The sequence below is a fragment of the Amycolatopsis sp. NPDC114503 genome (genome assembly GCF_055633655.1).
The window spans coordinates 76,391-93,239 of sequence record NZ_JBVKDT010000004.1; the positions used below are offsets into that span (position 1 = coordinate 76,391).

At 70.5% G+C, this 16,849-nt stretch carries 13 protein-coding genes; 7 read left to right on the plus strand and 6 right to left on the minus strand.

From position 1 onward, the window contains the following. Positions 1 to 61: 61 nt before the first annotated feature. A complete protein-coding gene (locus tag ACZ7OI_RS17540; RefSeq protein WP_470265247.1) occupies positions 62 to 1,549 on the minus strand; it encodes an FAD-dependent oxidoreductase in 1,488 nt (495 codons plus the stop codon). A 707-nt stretch (positions 1,550 to 2,256) separates the two neighbouring features. On the opposite strand from ACZ7OI_RS17540, the gene ACZ7OI_RS17545 reads away from it, so the two are divergent. Next, positions 2,257 to 3,072: an SDR family oxidoreductase gene (locus ACZ7OI_RS17545; RefSeq protein WP_470265248.1), complete on the plus strand. Its 816-nt coding sequence runs from the start codon at positions 2,257 to 2,259 to the stop codon at positions 3,070 to 3,072. Here the strand turns inward: ACZ7OI_RS17545 and ACZ7OI_RS17550 are convergent. Then, positions 3,021 to 3,539 carry a MarR family winged helix-turn-helix transcriptional regulator gene (locus ACZ7OI_RS17550; protein ID WP_470265249.1) on the minus strand — a complete coding sequence of 173 codons (519 nt, stop codon included), beginning with the start codon at positions 3,537 to 3,539 and terminating at the stop codon, positions 3,021 to 3,023. The genes ACZ7OI_RS17545 and ACZ7OI_RS17550 overlap by 52 nt on opposite strands. 156 nt (positions 3,540 to 3,695) lie before the next feature. On the opposite strand from ACZ7OI_RS17550, the gene ACZ7OI_RS17555 reads away from it, so the two are divergent. Next, positions 3,696 to 4,487: an IclR family transcriptional regulator gene (locus ACZ7OI_RS17555; RefSeq protein WP_470265250.1), complete on the plus strand. Its 792-nt coding sequence runs from the start codon at positions 3,696 to 3,698 to the stop codon at positions 4,485 to 4,487. Between the two features lie 78 nt (positions 4,488 to 4,565). Here ACZ7OI_RS17555 and ACZ7OI_RS17560 read toward each other — a convergent pair whose 3' ends face one another. Then, complete coding sequence (locus ACZ7OI_RS17560) at positions 4,566 to 7,430, minus strand: FAD-binding and (Fe-S)-binding domain-containing protein (RefSeq protein WP_470265251.1); 2,865 nt, start codon at positions 7,428 to 7,430, stop codon at positions 4,566 to 4,568. A 129-nt stretch (positions 7,431 to 7,559) separates the two neighbouring features. Between ACZ7OI_RS17560 and ACZ7OI_RS17565 the strand changes: the two genes are divergently transcribed. Genes ACZ7OI_RS17565 through ACZ7OI_RS17575 form a run of 3 tightly spaced genes read left to right on the plus strand, consistent with a single transcriptional unit; the run spans position 7,560 to position 10,460 of the window. After that, positions 7,560 to 8,825 (plus strand): hydroxyacid-oxoacid transhydrogenase, encoded by a 1,266-nt coding sequence (locus ACZ7OI_RS17565; protein WP_470265971.1) that lies wholly within the window; start codon positions 7,560 to 7,562, stop codon positions 8,823 to 8,825. A gap of 16 nt (positions 8,826 to 8,841) precedes the next feature. Further along, positions 8,842 to 10,182 carry an MFS transporter gene (locus tag ACZ7OI_RS17570; protein ID WP_470265252.1) on the plus strand — a complete coding sequence of 447 codons (1,341 nt, stop codon included), beginning with the start codon at positions 8,842 to 8,844 and terminating at the stop codon, positions 10,180 to 10,182. Positions 10,183 to 10,223: 41 nt separating this feature from the next. Beyond that, positions 10,224 to 10,460 carry a hypothetical protein gene (locus tag ACZ7OI_RS17575; RefSeq protein ID WP_470265253.1) on the plus strand — a complete coding sequence of 79 codons (237 nt, stop codon included), beginning with the start codon at positions 10,224 to 10,226 and terminating at the stop codon, positions 10,458 to 10,460. Position 10,461: 1 nt separating this feature from the next. On the opposite strand, the gene ACZ7OI_RS17580 is transcribed toward ACZ7OI_RS17575, so the two are convergent. Then, entirely contained in the window at positions 10,462 to 12,525 is a 2,064-nt protein-coding gene (locus ACZ7OI_RS17580; RefSeq protein WP_470265254.1) for a prolyl oligopeptidase family serine peptidase, read from the minus strand. 229 nt (positions 12,526 to 12,754) lie between these two features. Between ACZ7OI_RS17580 and ACZ7OI_RS17585 the strand changes: the two genes are divergently transcribed. Next, positions 12,755 to 14,047, plus strand: coding sequence for an NAD(P)/FAD-dependent oxidoreductase (locus ACZ7OI_RS17585; RefSeq protein ID WP_470265255.1), 1,293 nt, complete (start codon positions 12,755 to 12,757; stop codon positions 14,045 to 14,047). A 142-nt stretch (positions 14,048 to 14,189) separates the two neighbouring features. Here ACZ7OI_RS17585 and ACZ7OI_RS17590 read toward each other — a convergent pair whose 3' ends face one another. Then, on the minus strand, positions 14,190 to 15,431 hold the full coding sequence (locus tag ACZ7OI_RS17590; protein WP_470265256.1) for a helix-turn-helix domain-containing protein: 1,242 nt from the start codon (positions 15,429 to 15,431) through the stop codon (positions 14,190 to 14,192). Positions 15,432 to 15,643: 212 nt separating this feature from the next. Here ACZ7OI_RS17590 and ACZ7OI_RS17595 point away from each other — a divergent pair, with 212 nt between their 5' ends. After that, positions 15,644 to 16,069 (plus strand): hypothetical protein, encoded by a 426-nt coding sequence (locus ACZ7OI_RS17595; protein ID WP_470265257.1) that lies wholly within the window; start codon positions 15,644 to 15,646, stop codon positions 16,067 to 16,069. Here ACZ7OI_RS17595 and ACZ7OI_RS17600 read toward each other — a convergent pair. Then, positions 16,038 to 16,844, minus strand: coding sequence for a SigB/SigF/SigG family RNA polymerase sigma factor (locus ACZ7OI_RS17600; protein WP_470265258.1), 807 nt, complete (start codon positions 16,842 to 16,844; stop codon positions 16,038 to 16,040). The genes ACZ7OI_RS17595 and ACZ7OI_RS17600 overlap by 32 nt on opposite strands. Positions 16,845 to 16,849: the final 5 nt, after the last annotated feature.

Genomic DNA, 16,849 nt, shown 5'->3' on the forward strand with positions numbered 1-16,849 from the left:
GGCGAGTCCGGCACGGATGCCCGCGATCAGCCGGCCTACACGCCGCAATCGGGGTGTGTTCTCACGGAGTCCGTCGGGGCAGCGGCGCGGTGGCGGGTCCTTCGAGCACAGCGCCGTCGACGTCGAACCGCGAACCGTGGCACGGGCAATCCCAGCTGCGCTCGGCGGCGTTGAACCGCACGAAACAGCCGAGATGCGTGCAGCGCAGGGAAATCGCGTGCAGTTCGCCCTCACGGTCGCGGTAGACGCCCTTGCGGCCGCGTCCGTCCGGGAGCACCTTCGCCTGGTCCACGGCGATGTCGTCGGTGCTCGTCGCGTCGGCGTGGGCGAGCCGGTCGCCGACGAAGTCCTTCGCCACCTTCGCGTTCTGCTGCACCAGCTTCGAGGCCGACCTGAGCGAAATCCGTTGCGGGGAAAAGAGATCCCGATGCGGATGCGACGATCCGGTGATCCCGTCGGCTACCACGGCCGCCGCCGCGGTGCCCATCGCCAGCCCCCATTTGCCGAACCCCGTTTCGATCCACAGGCGCCGCGCGCCCAGGAAGTACGGTCCGGCGACCGGGATGCCGTCGTAGGCCTTCGGATCCTGCGCGGACCACCGGTGAGTGACCTCGTCGACGTCGAAGTGGCGGGCCGCGAACTCCCCCAGGCCGGTGTACCGCTCGAAGTCCGCCGGGTCGCCCGCCGGATGGCCCTGGCCGCCGAGGATCAGCCGGTCCCCGTACGAGGCGAAAGACCACAATGGACTCCCGGCGCTGATCGCCAGCTCCTGCGGCGGGGTGCCGGACCGCAGCGTCGCGGCCACGCAGTACGACCGCTGTACCTCCAGCCGGGGGAAGAACAACCCGCGATCGAGGATCGGGTAATGCGTCGCGACGACCACCGTCTCGGCATCGAGCACGCCGTCGTCGGTGGTGAGGCGATACGGCGATGACGAACTCACCTTGCGCACGCGGCTGTCCTCCAGCACGCGCCCGCCTGCGGTCTCGACGGCATCAGCGAGCCCGCGCACGTAGTCGGCCGGATGGAGAGCAATTTGCCCGGGCAGCCGCACCGCGCCGTGCACCGGTACCGGAAGATCCAGCGTCGTCGTCCACTCGACCGGCAGGCCGGCCCGCTGCGCGGCTTCGTACTCCGCGCGCACGGTGTCCACTTCGTCGGCGTTCATCGCGAACGTCGCGGCGGACAGTCTCCGGAGCCCGCAGTCGATGGATTCAGCCAGCTCCGCCACCAGTTCCACCCCAGCGAGCGCGGCTTCGGCATAGACCGTCGCGGTGGCAGCGCCGTGCTTGCGGACGAGCGTCGAGTACACAGTGGACTGCAACGCGGTGACCTTGGCGGTGTTGTTGCCACTGGCCCCTTCGGCGACGCGTCCCGCTTCGAGAACGGCCACGCGCACACCTCGGCGCGCGAGCAGCAGCGCGGTGGTCATCCCGGCGATGCCACCGCCGATGACGGCGACTTCGGCGCGTTGCCTGCCGCGCAGGGATGCCCGGCTGCTCTCCCGGGCGGTCGCGAGCCACAGGGACTGGTCGGCGGTGGTGGTCATCGGAGGCTCCGCCGGATGCCGCACGCCCGGTGCTCAGCGTCCGCGAGCTGGGTGTCGTGCCTGGTGACGAGCTTGCGCGGGGTGCGCCGCGCGACGGCGGAAGTCATGACCGGAACCCTCCCTGAATCGCCCGCGCCGGGTCCGGCGCGGAGCTAGCCGGGTAACCGGTCCGGCCCCGGGCAAACCTCGGCCCGGCTGCCGTCGTCCGGAAGGCGGTTCGAAGCGGGCTGCCGTCACCCACGCGACGAGGAGAAGCGCGACTGGGTGCTCGCGCCGGCCGGGGAACTGCCGGGCGTCCGAGGCTCGATCCGGAAGGATTTGCCTCGACGGCACCTCGACCGCCTGCGATTCTCCGCCGCCGCGCTGATCGCCGTCGTGGTCGTGACGCTGGCGCGGGTCCGACGTCAGCGACACGAACGCGACGTACGCGGCATCCGGGTGGAGCTGCGCAGAACTCGTCGGCGAGGAGTTCACGGCGAAGGACCCGCGCACCTGGCACGCAACGGTCTTCGCCGCGACGAAGGAGGTCGCGGAAGAGGAACTGCGGGAGCGCATCGAGAGGGCCGTGCTCCGACTGTTGCGGCCGGTTTAGCTGCGGCCGATGTCCTGACGTGAGGATTTGCCCCTTAAATCATACGCACCACTAATGGTATGTTGCGCTCACGACGCCTGCTGACCCCGTTCGCCCACCCGAAAGGACCCCGGCCATGACTCTCGCCGGAAAGACCGTCCTGATGTCCGGCGGCAGCCGCGGCATCGGCCTGGCCATCGCGACCCGCGCGGCGCGGGACGGGGCGAACGTCGTCCTGCTCGCGAAGACCGCCGAACCGCATCCGAAGCTCGAAGGCACCGTCTACACCGCCGCGAAGGAGATCGAGACGGCCGGCGGGCAGGCGCTGCCGATCGTCGGCGACGTGCGGTCCGAGGACGACGTCCTCTCCGCGGCCGAAGCGGCGGCGGAGCAGTTCGGCGGCATCGACATCGTCGTGAACAACGCGAGCGCGCTCGACCGGTCCGGCACCGAAGAGCTCTCGATGAAGCGCTACGACCTCATGCAGGACATCAACACCCGAGGCACGTTCTTGCTCAGCAAGGCGGCCATCCCGCAGCTGCGCAAGGCCGCGAACGCGCACATCCTGACGCTGTCGCCGCCGCTGAACCTCGCCCCCGCGTGGATCGGCGCGCACCTGGGCTACACGCTCTCCAAATACGGCATGAGCCTCTGCACGCTCGGCCTCGCCGAGGAGCTGAAAGCAGACGGAATCGCGGCGAATTCGCTGTGGCCGCGCACGCTGATCGACACCGCGGCGGTGCGCAACATCATCGGCGGCGAGAGCCAAGCGCGTACGCCGTCAATCGTGGCCGACGCCGCGTACGCGATCCTCACCCGGCCGTCGCGCGAGTGCACCGGGAACCTCTTCATCGACGACGAGGTGCTCGCCGCCGAGGGTGTCACGGATCTGTCCGGCTATCAGCGCGGCGAGGGCGAGCCGGCGCTGGACATCTTCGTCGACCCGGCCTGATCCCGCATCCGGTCGAACTCCCCCGGCAACACGGCGCCCTCGTTCATCTTGGCGAGCAGCTTGTGCAGGGAATCGTGGGAACGCTGCGGAAGGTCGCTGAGCACGTGCTGGTCGAGATCGGCCAGCAGCGTGTTCGCCTTGCGCAGCGTCTCCCGCCCCGCGTCGCTGAGGTCGACGACGTAACGCCGCCGGTCCTCGGGATCCCGGGCGCGCGCGGCGAGCCCGAGCGACTCCAGGTCGTCCAGGCTGCTGACCATGGTCGCCGGGTCGATCCGCAGGTACGCGCCCAGCGACAGCTGCGACATCGGCCCGTTGTCGGCCAGCGCCTGCAGGACGCTGTAGTGGCGGACCCGCAGGCCCAGGCCGTGCAGCCGGTCCTCGGCGAGCCGGAACACGACCTGGCCGAGCTTGACCAGGAGACAGCTGGTGTGCTCCCCGATCCCACCGGGCACTAACGGACCTGACATCGTTTCCCCTGCCCATCGTTAGCGGACCGTACGATCGCCGATGATACGGGCGCTCCGGGGACCAGGCTGGCGCGCGGGCCCGGGCCGGGTGCGCCGCGCCGGGCCCGGGAGGCGTTAATCTGGCCTGACCCGTCAGCGCGAGAACACGGAACCCAGGTGAACCAGACCGGAGCACAGCCACCAGCCGGAACCCAGGCGATCCGCCGAGCGCTCGGCATCCTGCGGCTCCTCATGGACGAGGACGGGGAACTGACGCTCTCCGCGATCGCCCGCAAGCTGGACCTCACGCCGGGCACGACGCACCGGGTCGTGCGCGCACTGAGCTCCGACGGGCTCGTCGCGCACAACCCCCGCACCGACAGCTACCACCTCGGCCCCGGCGCGATCCTGCTCGGCCAGGCCGCCCAGCGCGTGCACGGGCTCCAGCTGGCGTTGCCGGTCATCCAGCGGATCAACGCGGACACCGGCGAGTCGGTCAACATCACGATCCGCGAGGGCGCCGAGTCGGTGGTGCTGCTGCGCGCGCAGTCGACGCTCCCGCTGCGGTTCGAACAACATCCCGGCGCACGGTTTCCGTTGTACGCCACGGCTTCCGGCAAGGCGATGCTCGCGAATTCCCTCGACGCGGAGTCCTATCTCGCGAGCCTGCCGGAGAAGCTGCCCGCGCTGACGTCGCACACGCTCGCCACCCGGGACGCCCTCGCGCTGGAGCTGACCGAGACGCGCGATCGCGGGTACAGCATCGACAACGAGGAGAACGTCGCCGGGGTGCGGTGCGTGGGTGCGGGGGTCCTGGACGAACGCGGGCTCGCGCGGGCCGCGGTGGTGATCCAGGTGCCTACGGTGCGGTTGCCGGAGGATCGGGTTTCGGAACTGGGTGCGCTCGCGATCGAGGCGGCGAAGGAGATCGCGCCGTTCCTGCCTCCGGACCGGCTCACTCGGTACTGACCTCCGACGCACGGGCGGCCGGGCCGACGAGGCCGCAGCGCACTACAGGGCTCCTCGACGGACACCGGCTCGCCCGGATCACTCCCCATCGACCCCCAACGCACGCGCAGTCAACGAAGCAAGATGCGCGGGCTCGCGGTCAGACAACTGCCGAATCTGCGTCCGGCAGCTGAAACCGTCCGCATGCACCACCGTGTCCTCCGACGCCGCGCGCAACGCAGGCATCAGCTGATGCTCCGCGACAGCAACAGAAACGTCGTAGTGCCCCCGCTGAAACCCGAAGTTCCCCGCCAAACCGCAACAACCCTCGCGCAACACCTGTGTCTGCGACGACAACCGCCCGAGCAATGCCGAGTCGGCGTCATAGCCAAGGTCCGCGTGCTGGTGACAGTGAACCTGGGTAAGCACAGGCGCCGAGGACTTCTTCAACGCAGGAAGCTCCCTCTCCCCCAGATGCTCGGCGAACGTCCGCACACTGCGCTTCAGCAAGGCAGTCCGCGAATCCTCCGGCAACAGCTCAGCCCCGTCCTCCCGCAGGGTCGCGGTGCAACTGGGCTCCAGGCCGATCACCGGAATCCCCTCCCGCAGCCACGGGTCGAGCGCATCCAGCGACCGCCGGAGGACCCGGCGCGCTGCGCCCAGCTGGCCGGTGCTGTGCCAGGTCAGTCCACAACAGACAGTCCGCTCCGGGATGACCACCTCGTGCCCCAGCGCTTCCAGCACGGCGACCGCGTCCCGGCCGACCCGGGGGTCGAAGAAGTTCGTGAAGGTGTCCGGCCACAGGACGACCTTCGACGACGACGCCACCCGTTCCCGGCGGCGGAACCACGAGGCGAAGGTCGGCGAAGCGAGCTGCGGCAATTCGCGTTCGGCGGCGATTCCGCCCAGTCGGTTCAGAGCCGGTCGCAGCGGTCCCCGCGACACGGCGTTGATCGCGCGTGCGAAAGGCGCGCCCAGCCGGAGCCATCGCGGCAGCGCGCCCATCGTGTAGTGCGACATCGGGCGCATCCGGCGTTCGTAGTGGCGGCTGAGGAATTCCGTCCGGTAGGAGGCCATGTCGACGCCGACCGGGCAATCGGATTTGCACGCTTTGCAGCCGAGGCAGAGGTCCAGCGCGTCGCGGACCTCGGGGGAACGCCAGCCGTCCTCGATGACGTCTCCGGCGAGCATTTCGAACAGCAGGCGCGCCCGGCCGCGGGTCGAGTGTTCCTCCTGACCGGTGGCGCGGTAGCTCGGGCACATCATCCCGCCGGACGCCGACACGCATTTGCCCACGCCCACGCATCGACGCGACGCCGCGGCCAGGTCGCCGCCGTCGGCGTGCAGGGCGAGGCGGGCGCGGGTCGGCAGGACGGGCGGGGCGATGACCGTGCGCAAGTCAGCGTCCAGCGGCGCGGGGTCGACGATCCGGCCGGGGTTCATGCCGTTGGCGGGGTCGAAGGCTGCTTTGAAGTCGGCGAAAGCCTGCATTAGCCGCGGCGGGAACATCAGCGGCAAGAGTTCGGCTCGGGCTTGGCCGTCGCCGTGTTCGCCGGACAGCGAGCCGCCGTGGGACACGACCAGTTCCGCGGCCTCGACCATGAACGACCGGTAGGCTTCCTTCGCTTCCGGCGCGGCCATCGGGAAATCGATCCGCACGTGGAGGCAGCCGTCGCCGAAGTGGCCGTAGACCACGCCTTTGCGGCCGTGCTTGTCCAGCAACAGCTCGAATTCGCGCAGGTACGCGCCGAGCCGGTCCGGCGGGACCGCCGAGTCTTCCCAACCCGACCAGGCCTCGGATCCGTCGGCCAGCCGGGTCGCGAGGCCGGCGCCTTCCTCGCGGATACGCCAGAGTTTCCGTTGGGCGACAGGATCTTCCACCACCAAAGCAGTAGCGCCGACCTGCGGGGCGCGGGCCGCGACCTGGTGGGCGACCGCCGCCGCCTCCGCCGCGTCGTCGCCGCCAGTTTCCAGGTACAGCCACGCCGTTCCGTCCGGCAGGGTGCTGCGGTCGCCGGGTTTGCGAGCATCCAACGCGGCGACGAGACCGGCCTCGATGCCTTCCATCGTGAGCACCGGAAGGTCGAGCAGCGCAGGGACCGCGTCGGCGGCGGCGATGCTGTTCTCGAAGCCCAGCACGGCGAGGGCGCGCGTGGCCGGGATCGGAGCCAGGTCGACGACCGCGCTCAGCATGGTCGCACAGGTCCCCTCGGAACCGACCAATGCCTTGGCGACGTCGAAACCGTTCTCCGGCAACAGGTATTCGAGGTTGTATCCGGAGACCCGCCGGGGCAGCTTCGGGTAGCCGAGGCGGATGTCGGCCAGGTATTCGTCGCGCAGGTCTCGCAGGCCGCGGTACAGCGCGCCGGCCGAATCCCCGCGGGCGCAGAATTCCTCCAGCTCGGCCGGAGAGGTGGGGCCGACCTCGAGACGGGTCCCGTCGGGGAGGGCGATTTCCAGCGCGCGGACGTTGTCGACGGTCTTGCCCCACGCCACGGAATGCGAACCGCAGGCATTGTTGCCGATCATGCCGCCGATCGTGCACCGGCTGTGCGTCGACGGGTCCGGGCCGAAGGTGAGCCCGTGCTCGGCGGCCCGTTCGCGCAGCCGGTCGAGCACCAGCCCGGGTTCGACGCGCGCGGTGCGGGAAGCGGCGTCGATGTCCAGCACGCGGTTGAGATGCCGGGTGAAGTCCAGGATCACCGCGCGGTTCGCGGCCTGCCCGCCGATGCTGGTCGCCGCGCCGCGCGGGAGGACCGGCGCGCCGTGCTCCGCGCACACCTTCAGCGCCGCGACCACGTCTTCGGCACTGCGCGGCCGCACAACGAGCAGCGGGATGTGCCGGTAGTTCGACGCGTCGGCGGAGTGGGTGGCGAGCGTGGCCGGGTCGCCGGCGACTTCGCCGGACACCGCCCGCGCGAGGGCTTCCTGCAGTGCCGAATGCGGACGGGCTCGGGCCGGCATGGGCGTCTCCTGGGAAATCGGGGGTTCACAGCGCCGCGGTCCTCGGGCTACCGTGAAGGCTCGCCACATAGTGGATATAGCTTCCACATGTTGTCAATATCGACGTGAGGAGTGGTCTCCTTGACCGACATGCCCCGCAACGAAAGCGTGTTCACCTGGGCAGCGCCCCCGCTGAAGTTCGGTGCCGGCGCGCTCGACGAGCTGGGCGCGGAGGTGGCCGCCCGGCAGGCCAAGTCGTGCCTGATCCTCACCGACCCCGGCGTCCGCGGCACCGGCATCCCGGACCGGGCGCTCGACTCGATCCGCGCGGCAGGCGTGAAGAGCGAGATCTTCGACGGCGTCGGCGTCGAACCGACCGACGCCAGCATCGACGAGGCCGTCGCCTACGCCCGCCAGCAGGAATGGGACTGTTTCGTCGCGATCGGCGGCGGCTCGGCGATCGACACCGCCAAGGCCGTCAACCTGCTGACCGCGCACCCCGGCGAACTGCTCGACTTCGTGACGCCGCCCATCGGCGCGGGCAAGGCTCCGTGGCTGCCGCTGAAGCCGCTGATCGCCGTGCCGACCACCGCCGGCACCGGCTCCGAATCGACCACGATCTGCGTCGTCGACCTCCTCGGCCTGCACCTCAAGGCCGGGGTGAGCCATCCGTCGCTGCGCCCGTCGCTGGCGGTCGTCGACCCGCGCACGACGATCAGCCTGCCGTCCGAGGTGACCGCGGCGAGCGGCATGGACGTCCTGTCGCACGCGCTGGAGAGCTACACCAGCGTCGCGTTCGACGCGAAGCCCGCGCCGGAAGACCCGATGAAGCGACCGGCTTTCTGCGGCTCCAACCCGATCAGCGACGTCTGGTGCGAGATGGCGTTGACGTTGGTGGGCAAGCATTTGCGCGCCGCTGTCCTCAATGGACGCGACCTGACCGCGCGCACCCAGATGGCGCTGGCGTCCACCTACGCCGGAACCGGTTTCGGCAACGCGGGCACCCACCTTCCGCACGCCAACGCGTACCCGATCGCCGGGGCGGTGAAGCAGTACCGCGCCGCGGGCTACCCGGAAATGCCGATGGTCCCGCACGGCCAGGCCGTGTCCGCGACCGCCGCCGAGGTGTTCCGCTGGACGTATCCCGCGTCGCCGGAACGCCATCTGCACGCCGCGCACCTGCTGTCCGGCGGGCAGACGTTCACCACGACGGACGGCGCCGACGCTCTCCCGCACGTACTCGCCGAGCTGATGGCCGACATCCAGATGCCGAAGGGACTGCACGCGTTCGGTTACGGCGACGAGGACATCGACACCCTCGTCGACGGCACGCTCAAGCAGACCCGTCAGCTGGCTGTCGTGCCCCGTCCGGTCACCCGGACCGCGCTCGAAGACATCTTCCGCCGCTCGCTCTGACCACCGGGAGTTATCAATGGCGACAACTCCTCCGCGCACCGGCGAAACCGACGTCCGCCTGGTGGTCGCGTCCAGCGTGTTCGGCACGACCGTCGAGTGGTACGACTTCTTCCTGTACGGCACCGCCGCGGGACTCGTCTTCAACAAACTGTATTTCCCCGGCTCCGATCCCCTGGTCGGCACCGTGCTGGCCTTCGCGACCTTCGCACTCGGCTTCCTCGCCCGTCCGGTCGGCGGCTTCATCTTCGGCCACCTCGGCGACCGGATCGGGCGCAAGAAAATCCTCGTCGCGACCATGCTCATCATGGGCACCGCGACCTGCCTCATCGGCCTGCTGCCCGATTACCAGATGATCGGACCGGCCGCGCCGATCATCCTCGTCGTCCTCCGCCTGGCCCAAGGCGTGGCCGTCGGCGGAGAATGGGGCGGCGCGGTGCTGATGGCCACCGAATACGCCCCGCCCGGGAAACGCGGTCTCTACGGCAGTTTCCCGCAGATCGGGCTGGCCATCGGGCTCACCCTCGGCACCGGCGTGCTGGCCCTGCTCAACGCGATCACCAGCGACGCGGCGTTCCTCTCGTGGGGCTGGCGGATCGGCTTCCTGCTTTCCGCCGTGCTGGTGCTGGCAGGCCTGCTGATCCGGGTCAAAGTCATGGAAACCCCGGCCTTCCGCACCATGGCGGCCGAGGAGGGCACCGCCACCGTCCCGGCCGTCGAACTGGTCCGCGACCGGCTCTCCCGGCGGCATTTGCTGCTCGGCATGGGCAGCCGGTTCACCGAGGGCGTGGCCTTCAACGCCTGGGCGGTCTTCGTGATCTCCTACGGCAGCGGAACCCTGAAACTGGACCGGCAGCCGCTGCTGGTCGGCGTGATGATCGCGGCCGCGGTGATGGTGGTGTTCATCCCGGTGTTCGGCAGAGTGTCCGACCGCTTCGGCCGCCGGCGGACCTTCACGACCGGAGCCGTCACGACGCTGGTGCTGGCGATCCCCGCACTGGCGGCACTGCACAGCGGAAATCCCGTGCTGATCACGCTCTCTTTGGTCGCGGTGCTGGGCATCAGCTACCCGGTGATGTACGGCCCGCAGGCGGCGTTCTATGCCGAACTGTTCCCGATTTCGCGGCGGTGCACGGGGATTTCGGTCGTGTACCAGCTCTCCGGCGTCGTGGCTTCGGGGCTGACCCCGCTGATTCTGGCCTACCTCGCCGGGAAGACCGGCACGACCGGCATCCTGATCTACCTCGCGGCGACGACCGCGGTGAGCGTGGTCTGCACACTGGCGATCCGGCAGAGCGATCTGTTCGACGACGACGTGCGGGTTTCCGCACCGGCGAAGGAGGTTCCCCGCTTCACCTGAGCGACTGCGTTCCGGGCGGCTGGACCGTCGCCCGGAACGCGGTGATCGCTGATGACGTCGAGGATCCGCTGCCGGTCTTCGGGCCGGAGGTAGAGGCGATGCCCGGCTTCGGGGAGAATTTCCGCCTTTGCGTGCGAGGGCACCAGTCGCGGTCTCGGTTCAGCACCATCGCTTTCAGCGCGCGCCATTGGGTGGCCGCCGAGATCGGCTGGACCCGGCAGCACCTGACCGTCCGCTTCCGCGAGTACATCGGCCTCTCGCCCCGGATCACCGGCTGACTCACGCCCTCGGCACCATCCCGAACCGCCGCATCAAGAACGCGAGCCAATGCGCCGCATGCACCACGCTGTCCGACCGGCCCGTGGTGGTCCCGTGGCCGACGTCGTCCCAGACGCGCAGCAACACCGGCGCGTCCGTCCCCGGCACCGCCTGCACCCGCGCGACGAACTTTCGCACCGGCCCCGGCGGGCAGGCGATGTCCGCGCCACCGGCGTGCACGTAGAGCGCCGGGTAGCGAACGTCCTCCTCGACGAGCTGATACGGCGACATCCGCGCGAGCCGGGCGACGTCGTCCGGATCGCCGAGATCTCCGTACTCCGCGCTGACGGCGAACCGGCCGTACGGATGCCGGTGGCAGCCGAGGACGTCGAGGATCGGGCATTGGGCCACCACGGCCGACCACAGGTCCGGGCGCTGGGTATAGGCGATCCCGGCCATCATCCCGCCGTTGCTCCACCCCGTGACCGCGAGCTGCGAACGGGTCGTGACGCCGATGGCGAGGAGGTGTTCGGCGATCGCGTACAGGTCGTCGAAGCTGTTCTGCTTGTGCTCGACGCGTCCGGCATCGGCCCAATCGGAGCCGAGGTCGCCGCCGCCGCGCTGGTGGGAGATCGCCAGTGCTCCCCCGGATGCGACGAAAGCCGCGATCGGACCGGGGAATTGCGCGGGCCAGGCGACCCGGCCGCCGCCGTAGGCGGTGATGAGGGCCGGGAGCGCGCCGTCCGCTCCCTGCGGCAGGACGAGGTGGTAGGGCACGCTCGTGCCGTCCGCGGATTCGGCCCACCGCAAGGACACCGTCGCGCCCGGCAGGTGCACGCGCGGTTCGCGCAAGGTGCCGACGTGTCCGGACCCGAAGCGGTAGCGGTAAAGCCCGGGCGACGAGACGGGAGTCGAGAACACGAACACGAACTCGTCCGGATGGCCGTCGGGCGCCAGTGCCGCGCTCGGCAGCACGTCGAGCGGCAACGCTCCCCGGCCGGGGAGCGGCACCTCCTCCAGTTCCCGCCCGGCGCGGTCGAAAACCCAGGCGCGCGCCTCGGCGTCCACCGAACCCGTCACCACCAGGCGGTCGCCGATCAACCGGACCTGGTTCAGCACCCGGCCGGCTTCCGGAACCAGTTCGAGCCAGGTCTCCGGGTCCGAGGGATCCGGCTCGCCGAAAGCGATCGCGACGAGCCGTCCGCGCGGGGCGCCGTGGTTGGTGACCGCGACGTACCGATCGCCGTCGACGACGCCCGCGACCGACGACTCGATGCCCTGGACGAACGGCCGCCACGTCCGGTCCGGCAGGTCGCACACGTACTGCGGGAGCGGCCAGACCGCGGTCACGACGGCGTGTTCGCCGTCCGCGGCGACCTGAACGGTCGGCGCGTTGGCGACGTCGACCGGTTCGGGTTCCGCGGCGGGCTCCTCGCCCAGCGCGTGGAAGTACGCGCGGAACGCGAACGATTCCGCGGACAGGTCGCCCGCGGTGTAGAAGAACCCCGAACCGTCCGGCAGCCATTGCGGGGTGACCAGCGGGCCCATCGTCGGATGCGGGATCCGGTCCGGGAGCCTGCCGCCGGTTTCCGTGTCCAGCAACCAGATTTCGCCGAGTTCGGAACCGTCCGCACAGACCCCGCAGGCGACGGTTTTCCCGTCCGGCGACGGCGAGAACCACGAGATCTGCCGGTTTCCGTCGCCGTTGGGGTCGTACAGCACCCGGCCCGGGCCGTCCGCGTCCGCGGAGACGACGAGGACGGCGCGCTCCGGGTAGTCCGGTTCGGGCAGCCGGTCGAGGCGGAACCACCGGCCGCCGGCGAAGCGCGGGGCCGGTTCGACCATCCAGTTCGGCGAGCCGGTGCCGTCCGCGACGCACTGGCTCACCAGACCGCGCAGCGCGGCCAGATGCGGCCATTCCCCGACGAACCCGCCGGTCAGCGAGTTCTGCGCGGCCTGCCAGGCTTCCGTTTCGGCGGAGTCGTCCTCCAGCCAGCGGTAAGGATCGGGGAAACTGAGGCCCGCGACGGTGTCGAGATCCTCGACAGTCCTCGCCGCCGGGTAGTCCAGCTGTTCGCCCGTCATCGTCCCGTCCTTCCCGCATCCTTTGTGGACGTTCACCGTAGTGCGCCGGGCGCGAGCGCGACCCGCCACGATTGCCGGACGTTTCGCCGGACCGGTGCGGCGCCGGTCGAAAATCCCGGCGGGACGACAAATGTCGCGGCCTGCCCGCCGCACGTCCGGTGAAAGCCTGATGCCCCGGCCGTCCGCGGCCGCCGACAATGAGCCCCACAGATCCGGAGAGGGGCGAGTCATGGCGACGGACGTTGTGGTGATCGGCGCGGGCGTGATGGGCGCGTCGATCGCGCTGGAGCTGGCACGCGGGGGCCGCCGGGTGACGGTCGTCGACAAGGCGGGCGGGGCCGGGCACGGGTCCACGAGCGCGTCGAGCGCGGTGGTGCGCTTCACCTTTTCCACGTTGACCGGCGTCACCACGGCTTGGGAAGCGCAGTTCTGCTGGCGGGAATGGGCCGAGCACCTCGGGTGCGACGTCGGCGAACGGGCGCGGTTCGTGCGGTGCGGGATGGCGATGCTGGACGTCGGTCTCCTGCCGCGGCAAGCGTATCTGCCGCTGTTCGACGAGGTCGGGGTCCCGTACGAGGAGTGGACCGCCGACGAGTTGCGGAAGCGGATCCCTGGCATCGACACCGGCGCGTACTGGCCGCCCAAGCGCATCGACGACGACCGGTTCTGGCACGACGCCGAGGGCACGCTCGGCGCCGTCTACACGCCGGACGCCGGGTACGTCAGCGATCCGCAGCTCGCCACGCAGAACCTCGCCGACGCGGCACGGGCGCACGGAGCCGAATTCCGGTTCCGCGCCGCCGTGCGCGGCGTCGAGCAGGCGAACGGCCGGGCGACCGCGGTGTCGCTGGAGGACGGAACCCGGATCCCGTGCGGGGCGGTGGTGAACGCCGCGGGCCCGTGGTCGGGGCGGGTCAACGAACTGGCCGGGGTCGGCGCGGACTTCGCCGTGCGGACGCGGCCGCTGCGCCAGGAGGTCGCGCACGTCCTCGCCCCGGAGGGCCGCCGCTCGGGGGAAGGGATCGCGGTCGCGGACCTGGACCTCGGCATCTACCTGCGCGGCGAATCGGGCGGCGGCCTCCTCGTCGGCGGCACCGAACCCGCGTGCGATCCGCTCCAGTGGGTCGACGATCCGGACGCCGTCAGCGCGCATCCGACCATGGCCGTGTTCGAGGCCCAGGTGACGCGTGCCGCACGCCGGTTCCCCGCCTTGCCGGTCCCCAACCGCGCCCGCGGCGTGGCCGGGGTCTACGACGTCGCCGACGACTGGACGCCGATCTACGACCGCACCGGCCTCGACGGGTTCTACGTCGCCATCGGCACCAGCGGCAACCAGTTCAAAAACGCGCCCGTGGCGGGGAAATTCCTCGCCGCGATCATCGAGCACGCCGAAAACGGGGCCGACCACGACGTGACTCCGGCCCGGTTCGCCGGCGAGCACACCGGGCGGGAGATCGACCTGTCCGCGTTCTCCCGCAAGCGTCCGGCGAACGCCGGAAGCTCGGGCACGGTGCTGGGCTGACCCGGACGAAGAGAAAGGACGACGACTCCTTCCACGAAAAACGTCAGCGCGCACCAGCTTTCCGGCTCGAGCGGAGGCCTGGCCAGTGCCCGGCCGTCGGGCATCGGCCGGGCGGCGTGCGACGTTCGTCGCGGCGGGCTGGTCAGGACACCGACCGGATCCTCGGCAGCGCGCCGCCCGGCGACGTTTCCGCGCGGTAGCCCTCGGCCAGCCGGCGCATTTTCAGCCCGAGGTGCAGGGTCAGCCGGTCGTCGCCCCGGTTCAGTTCGCAGCCGGTGAGCTGTTCGATCCGCTTCAGTCGGTGATACAGCGTCGCACGGTGGATGTTCAGCTGCTGCGCGGTGCGGGCGACATCGCCGGCGTTGTCGAGGAACTTTTCCAGCGTGGCAACGAATCCGGAGTGCGAGGCTTCCCGTTCGAGCGCGTCGAGTGCGGGGGTGTGCGAGGCGGCGACGAGGTCGTCAGCGGGCATCCGCAACAGCAACTCGTACGGGCCGAGCTCGCCCCACCGGGCGACTGGCCCGAGCGACGGCACGAACCGGGCCGCGCGCGCCGCGAGGAAAGCCTTCCGATACGAAACGTCGATCTGCTCAATGCCGTCGACAACGCTGCCGGCGCCGAACACGAGCTTCCCGCTCTCGCCGGTCAGCCGGTCGAACCGGGCGGTCAGGCGCGCGCAGGTCTCGTCCAGCTCTCGCCGGGACAGGGCTTCCCTCCCGCCGAACAGCAACCACCCCCGGGACTTGTTGGCGGCCGTCAGCGCGTCGCCCGAAGCGTCCTCGACCGCCGACTCGAGAGCCACGTGCTGCGGCGCCGTGCCTCCGTCCGGACCCGCGTGCTGAACGCCGAGCACCTGAAATCGCGTCGCGCCTTCCGGGAACAGCTGCTCGGCCCGCAGATCCTCGACGGCCTGCGCGCGGATGCCGCGGTCGGACGAGACGAGTTCCCACAGGATCGCCTCCTGCCGGGCTTGGGTGCGCTCGTGCACGACGAGCCGCCGGTACAGCACCGCGCCCGCGCGGCTCGCGGCGTCCTTGGCCAGCTCCAGCTGCTTCTCGTCCAGCGCCGAACCGGGGTCGATCAGCCAGAGGTACCCCAGCAGCAGCCCGGCGCAGCGCACCGGCGCGCACACCCGCGGCCGCACGCCGGCCGCCGGCGGCAGCACCCGCCCCGGCCCGGTCCATTCCGCGATGCCCTGGGCGAGGACCTTGTCCCGGACGTCCGCGTCGACCGACCGGTTCAGCACCGACGACACCCGGACGCCGTCCTCGTCCCCGAAGTGGCGGCTCGCGGCGAGCAGCCGGATCGAGGGGTCGTCGATCGCCACCGAGCGCTGCAGCCGCTCGGCCAGGTCGTCGACGATCTCCTGCAGGTCGTCTGCCATGGCGGGCACCTTTCCGGGTTCCGGCGTGCCTCCACTCTCCCCCGGCCGGGCCCGGATTGCGAGCGACAGATGACGCGGCATCTCCCCTCCGGCGCGACAGATGTCGCACGACGTCTGTCGCAGCTCCGCCCGCGAGGTTCCCGACGCCCGCCGGAAGCGCCGGTGCGGCCGTGCGCCCGATACTCGCTCCGAACGGCGAAGGAGTGATCCCCTTGGACATCCCCGGATTCATGTCCCCGGCGCACGTCGACCGGATGAACCAGCTTCTCGCGGAGTCGGCCGAGGTGCGGGCCGCGGCGGCCGAGCTGGGCGGGACCTGCACGATGACCCACCAGCTCGACGGCGCTCCAGGCGGAACCGAATACTGGACGGCGGTTTTCGGCCCGGCCGGCCTGCGGTTCGAACTGACCGCGCAGCCGGAGCCGGACGTCCTGGTCCGCGCCGACTGGACGGCGACCATGCGGGCGCTTCACGCACGGCAAGACGGCCGCGAAGCAGCACCGATCGGAGAAAAAACCACCGGCGACGAAGCGCTCGTCAAGCGGCTCCAGCACGTCCTCTCGCTCGGCCGGCGAGTCGCGACGATCAAGACCCGCCTGCCCGAGCTCACCGTGCCGAGGACTCAGCCGCCTCGGTGAGCTGCTCCCGCAGGGTGCTCAGCGTCCGGGCCAGCAATCGCGACACCTGCATCTGCGACAACCCGACCCTTTCGGCGATCTGGCTTTGCGTCATGTTCGAGAAAAACCGCATGACGACGATCGCGCGTTCCCGTTCCGGCAAGCTCCGCAAAAGCGGCTTGAGCATTTCCCGGTCTTCGAGCTTCTCGATTTCGGGATCGTTTTCGCCGAGGGTGTCGGCCAGGGCGATCGAGCCGGTGTCGTCGTGGGCCGGGTAGTCGATCGACGCGGCCTGGTAGGCGTTTCCGGCGTGCAGGGCTTCGGCGACTTCGTCGAGGTCGAGGTCGAGATGGTCGGCGAGCTCGCGAGCGGTGGGCGCGCGGCCGAGGCGCTGGCCCAGTTCGGTGGCTGCTTGGCCGATCGTCAAATGGAGTTCTTTGAGCCGCCGCGGGACCCGGACCGACCAGGTGTGGTCGCGGAAGTACCGGCGCACCTCGCCCATCACCGTCGGGACGGCGAACGCGACGAAATCCGTCTGCCGCGCCGGGTCGTAGCGGTCGACGGCGTTGATCAGGCCGATCCGCGCCACCTGCAGGAGGTCTTCGGACGGCTGCCCGCGCCGGGCGAACCGCCGGGCGATGTGCTCGGCCAGCGGCAGGTGTTCCTCGATGAGGCGGCGCCGCAGCCGGGCGTGCTCGCCGGTGTCCTCGGCGAGATGGCTGATCTCCTCGAACAGCGCGGCGCAGTGCCGGTAGTCGTCGCTGCGCCGGGTGCGGTTCATGGTCGCCGCGGTCATGTAGA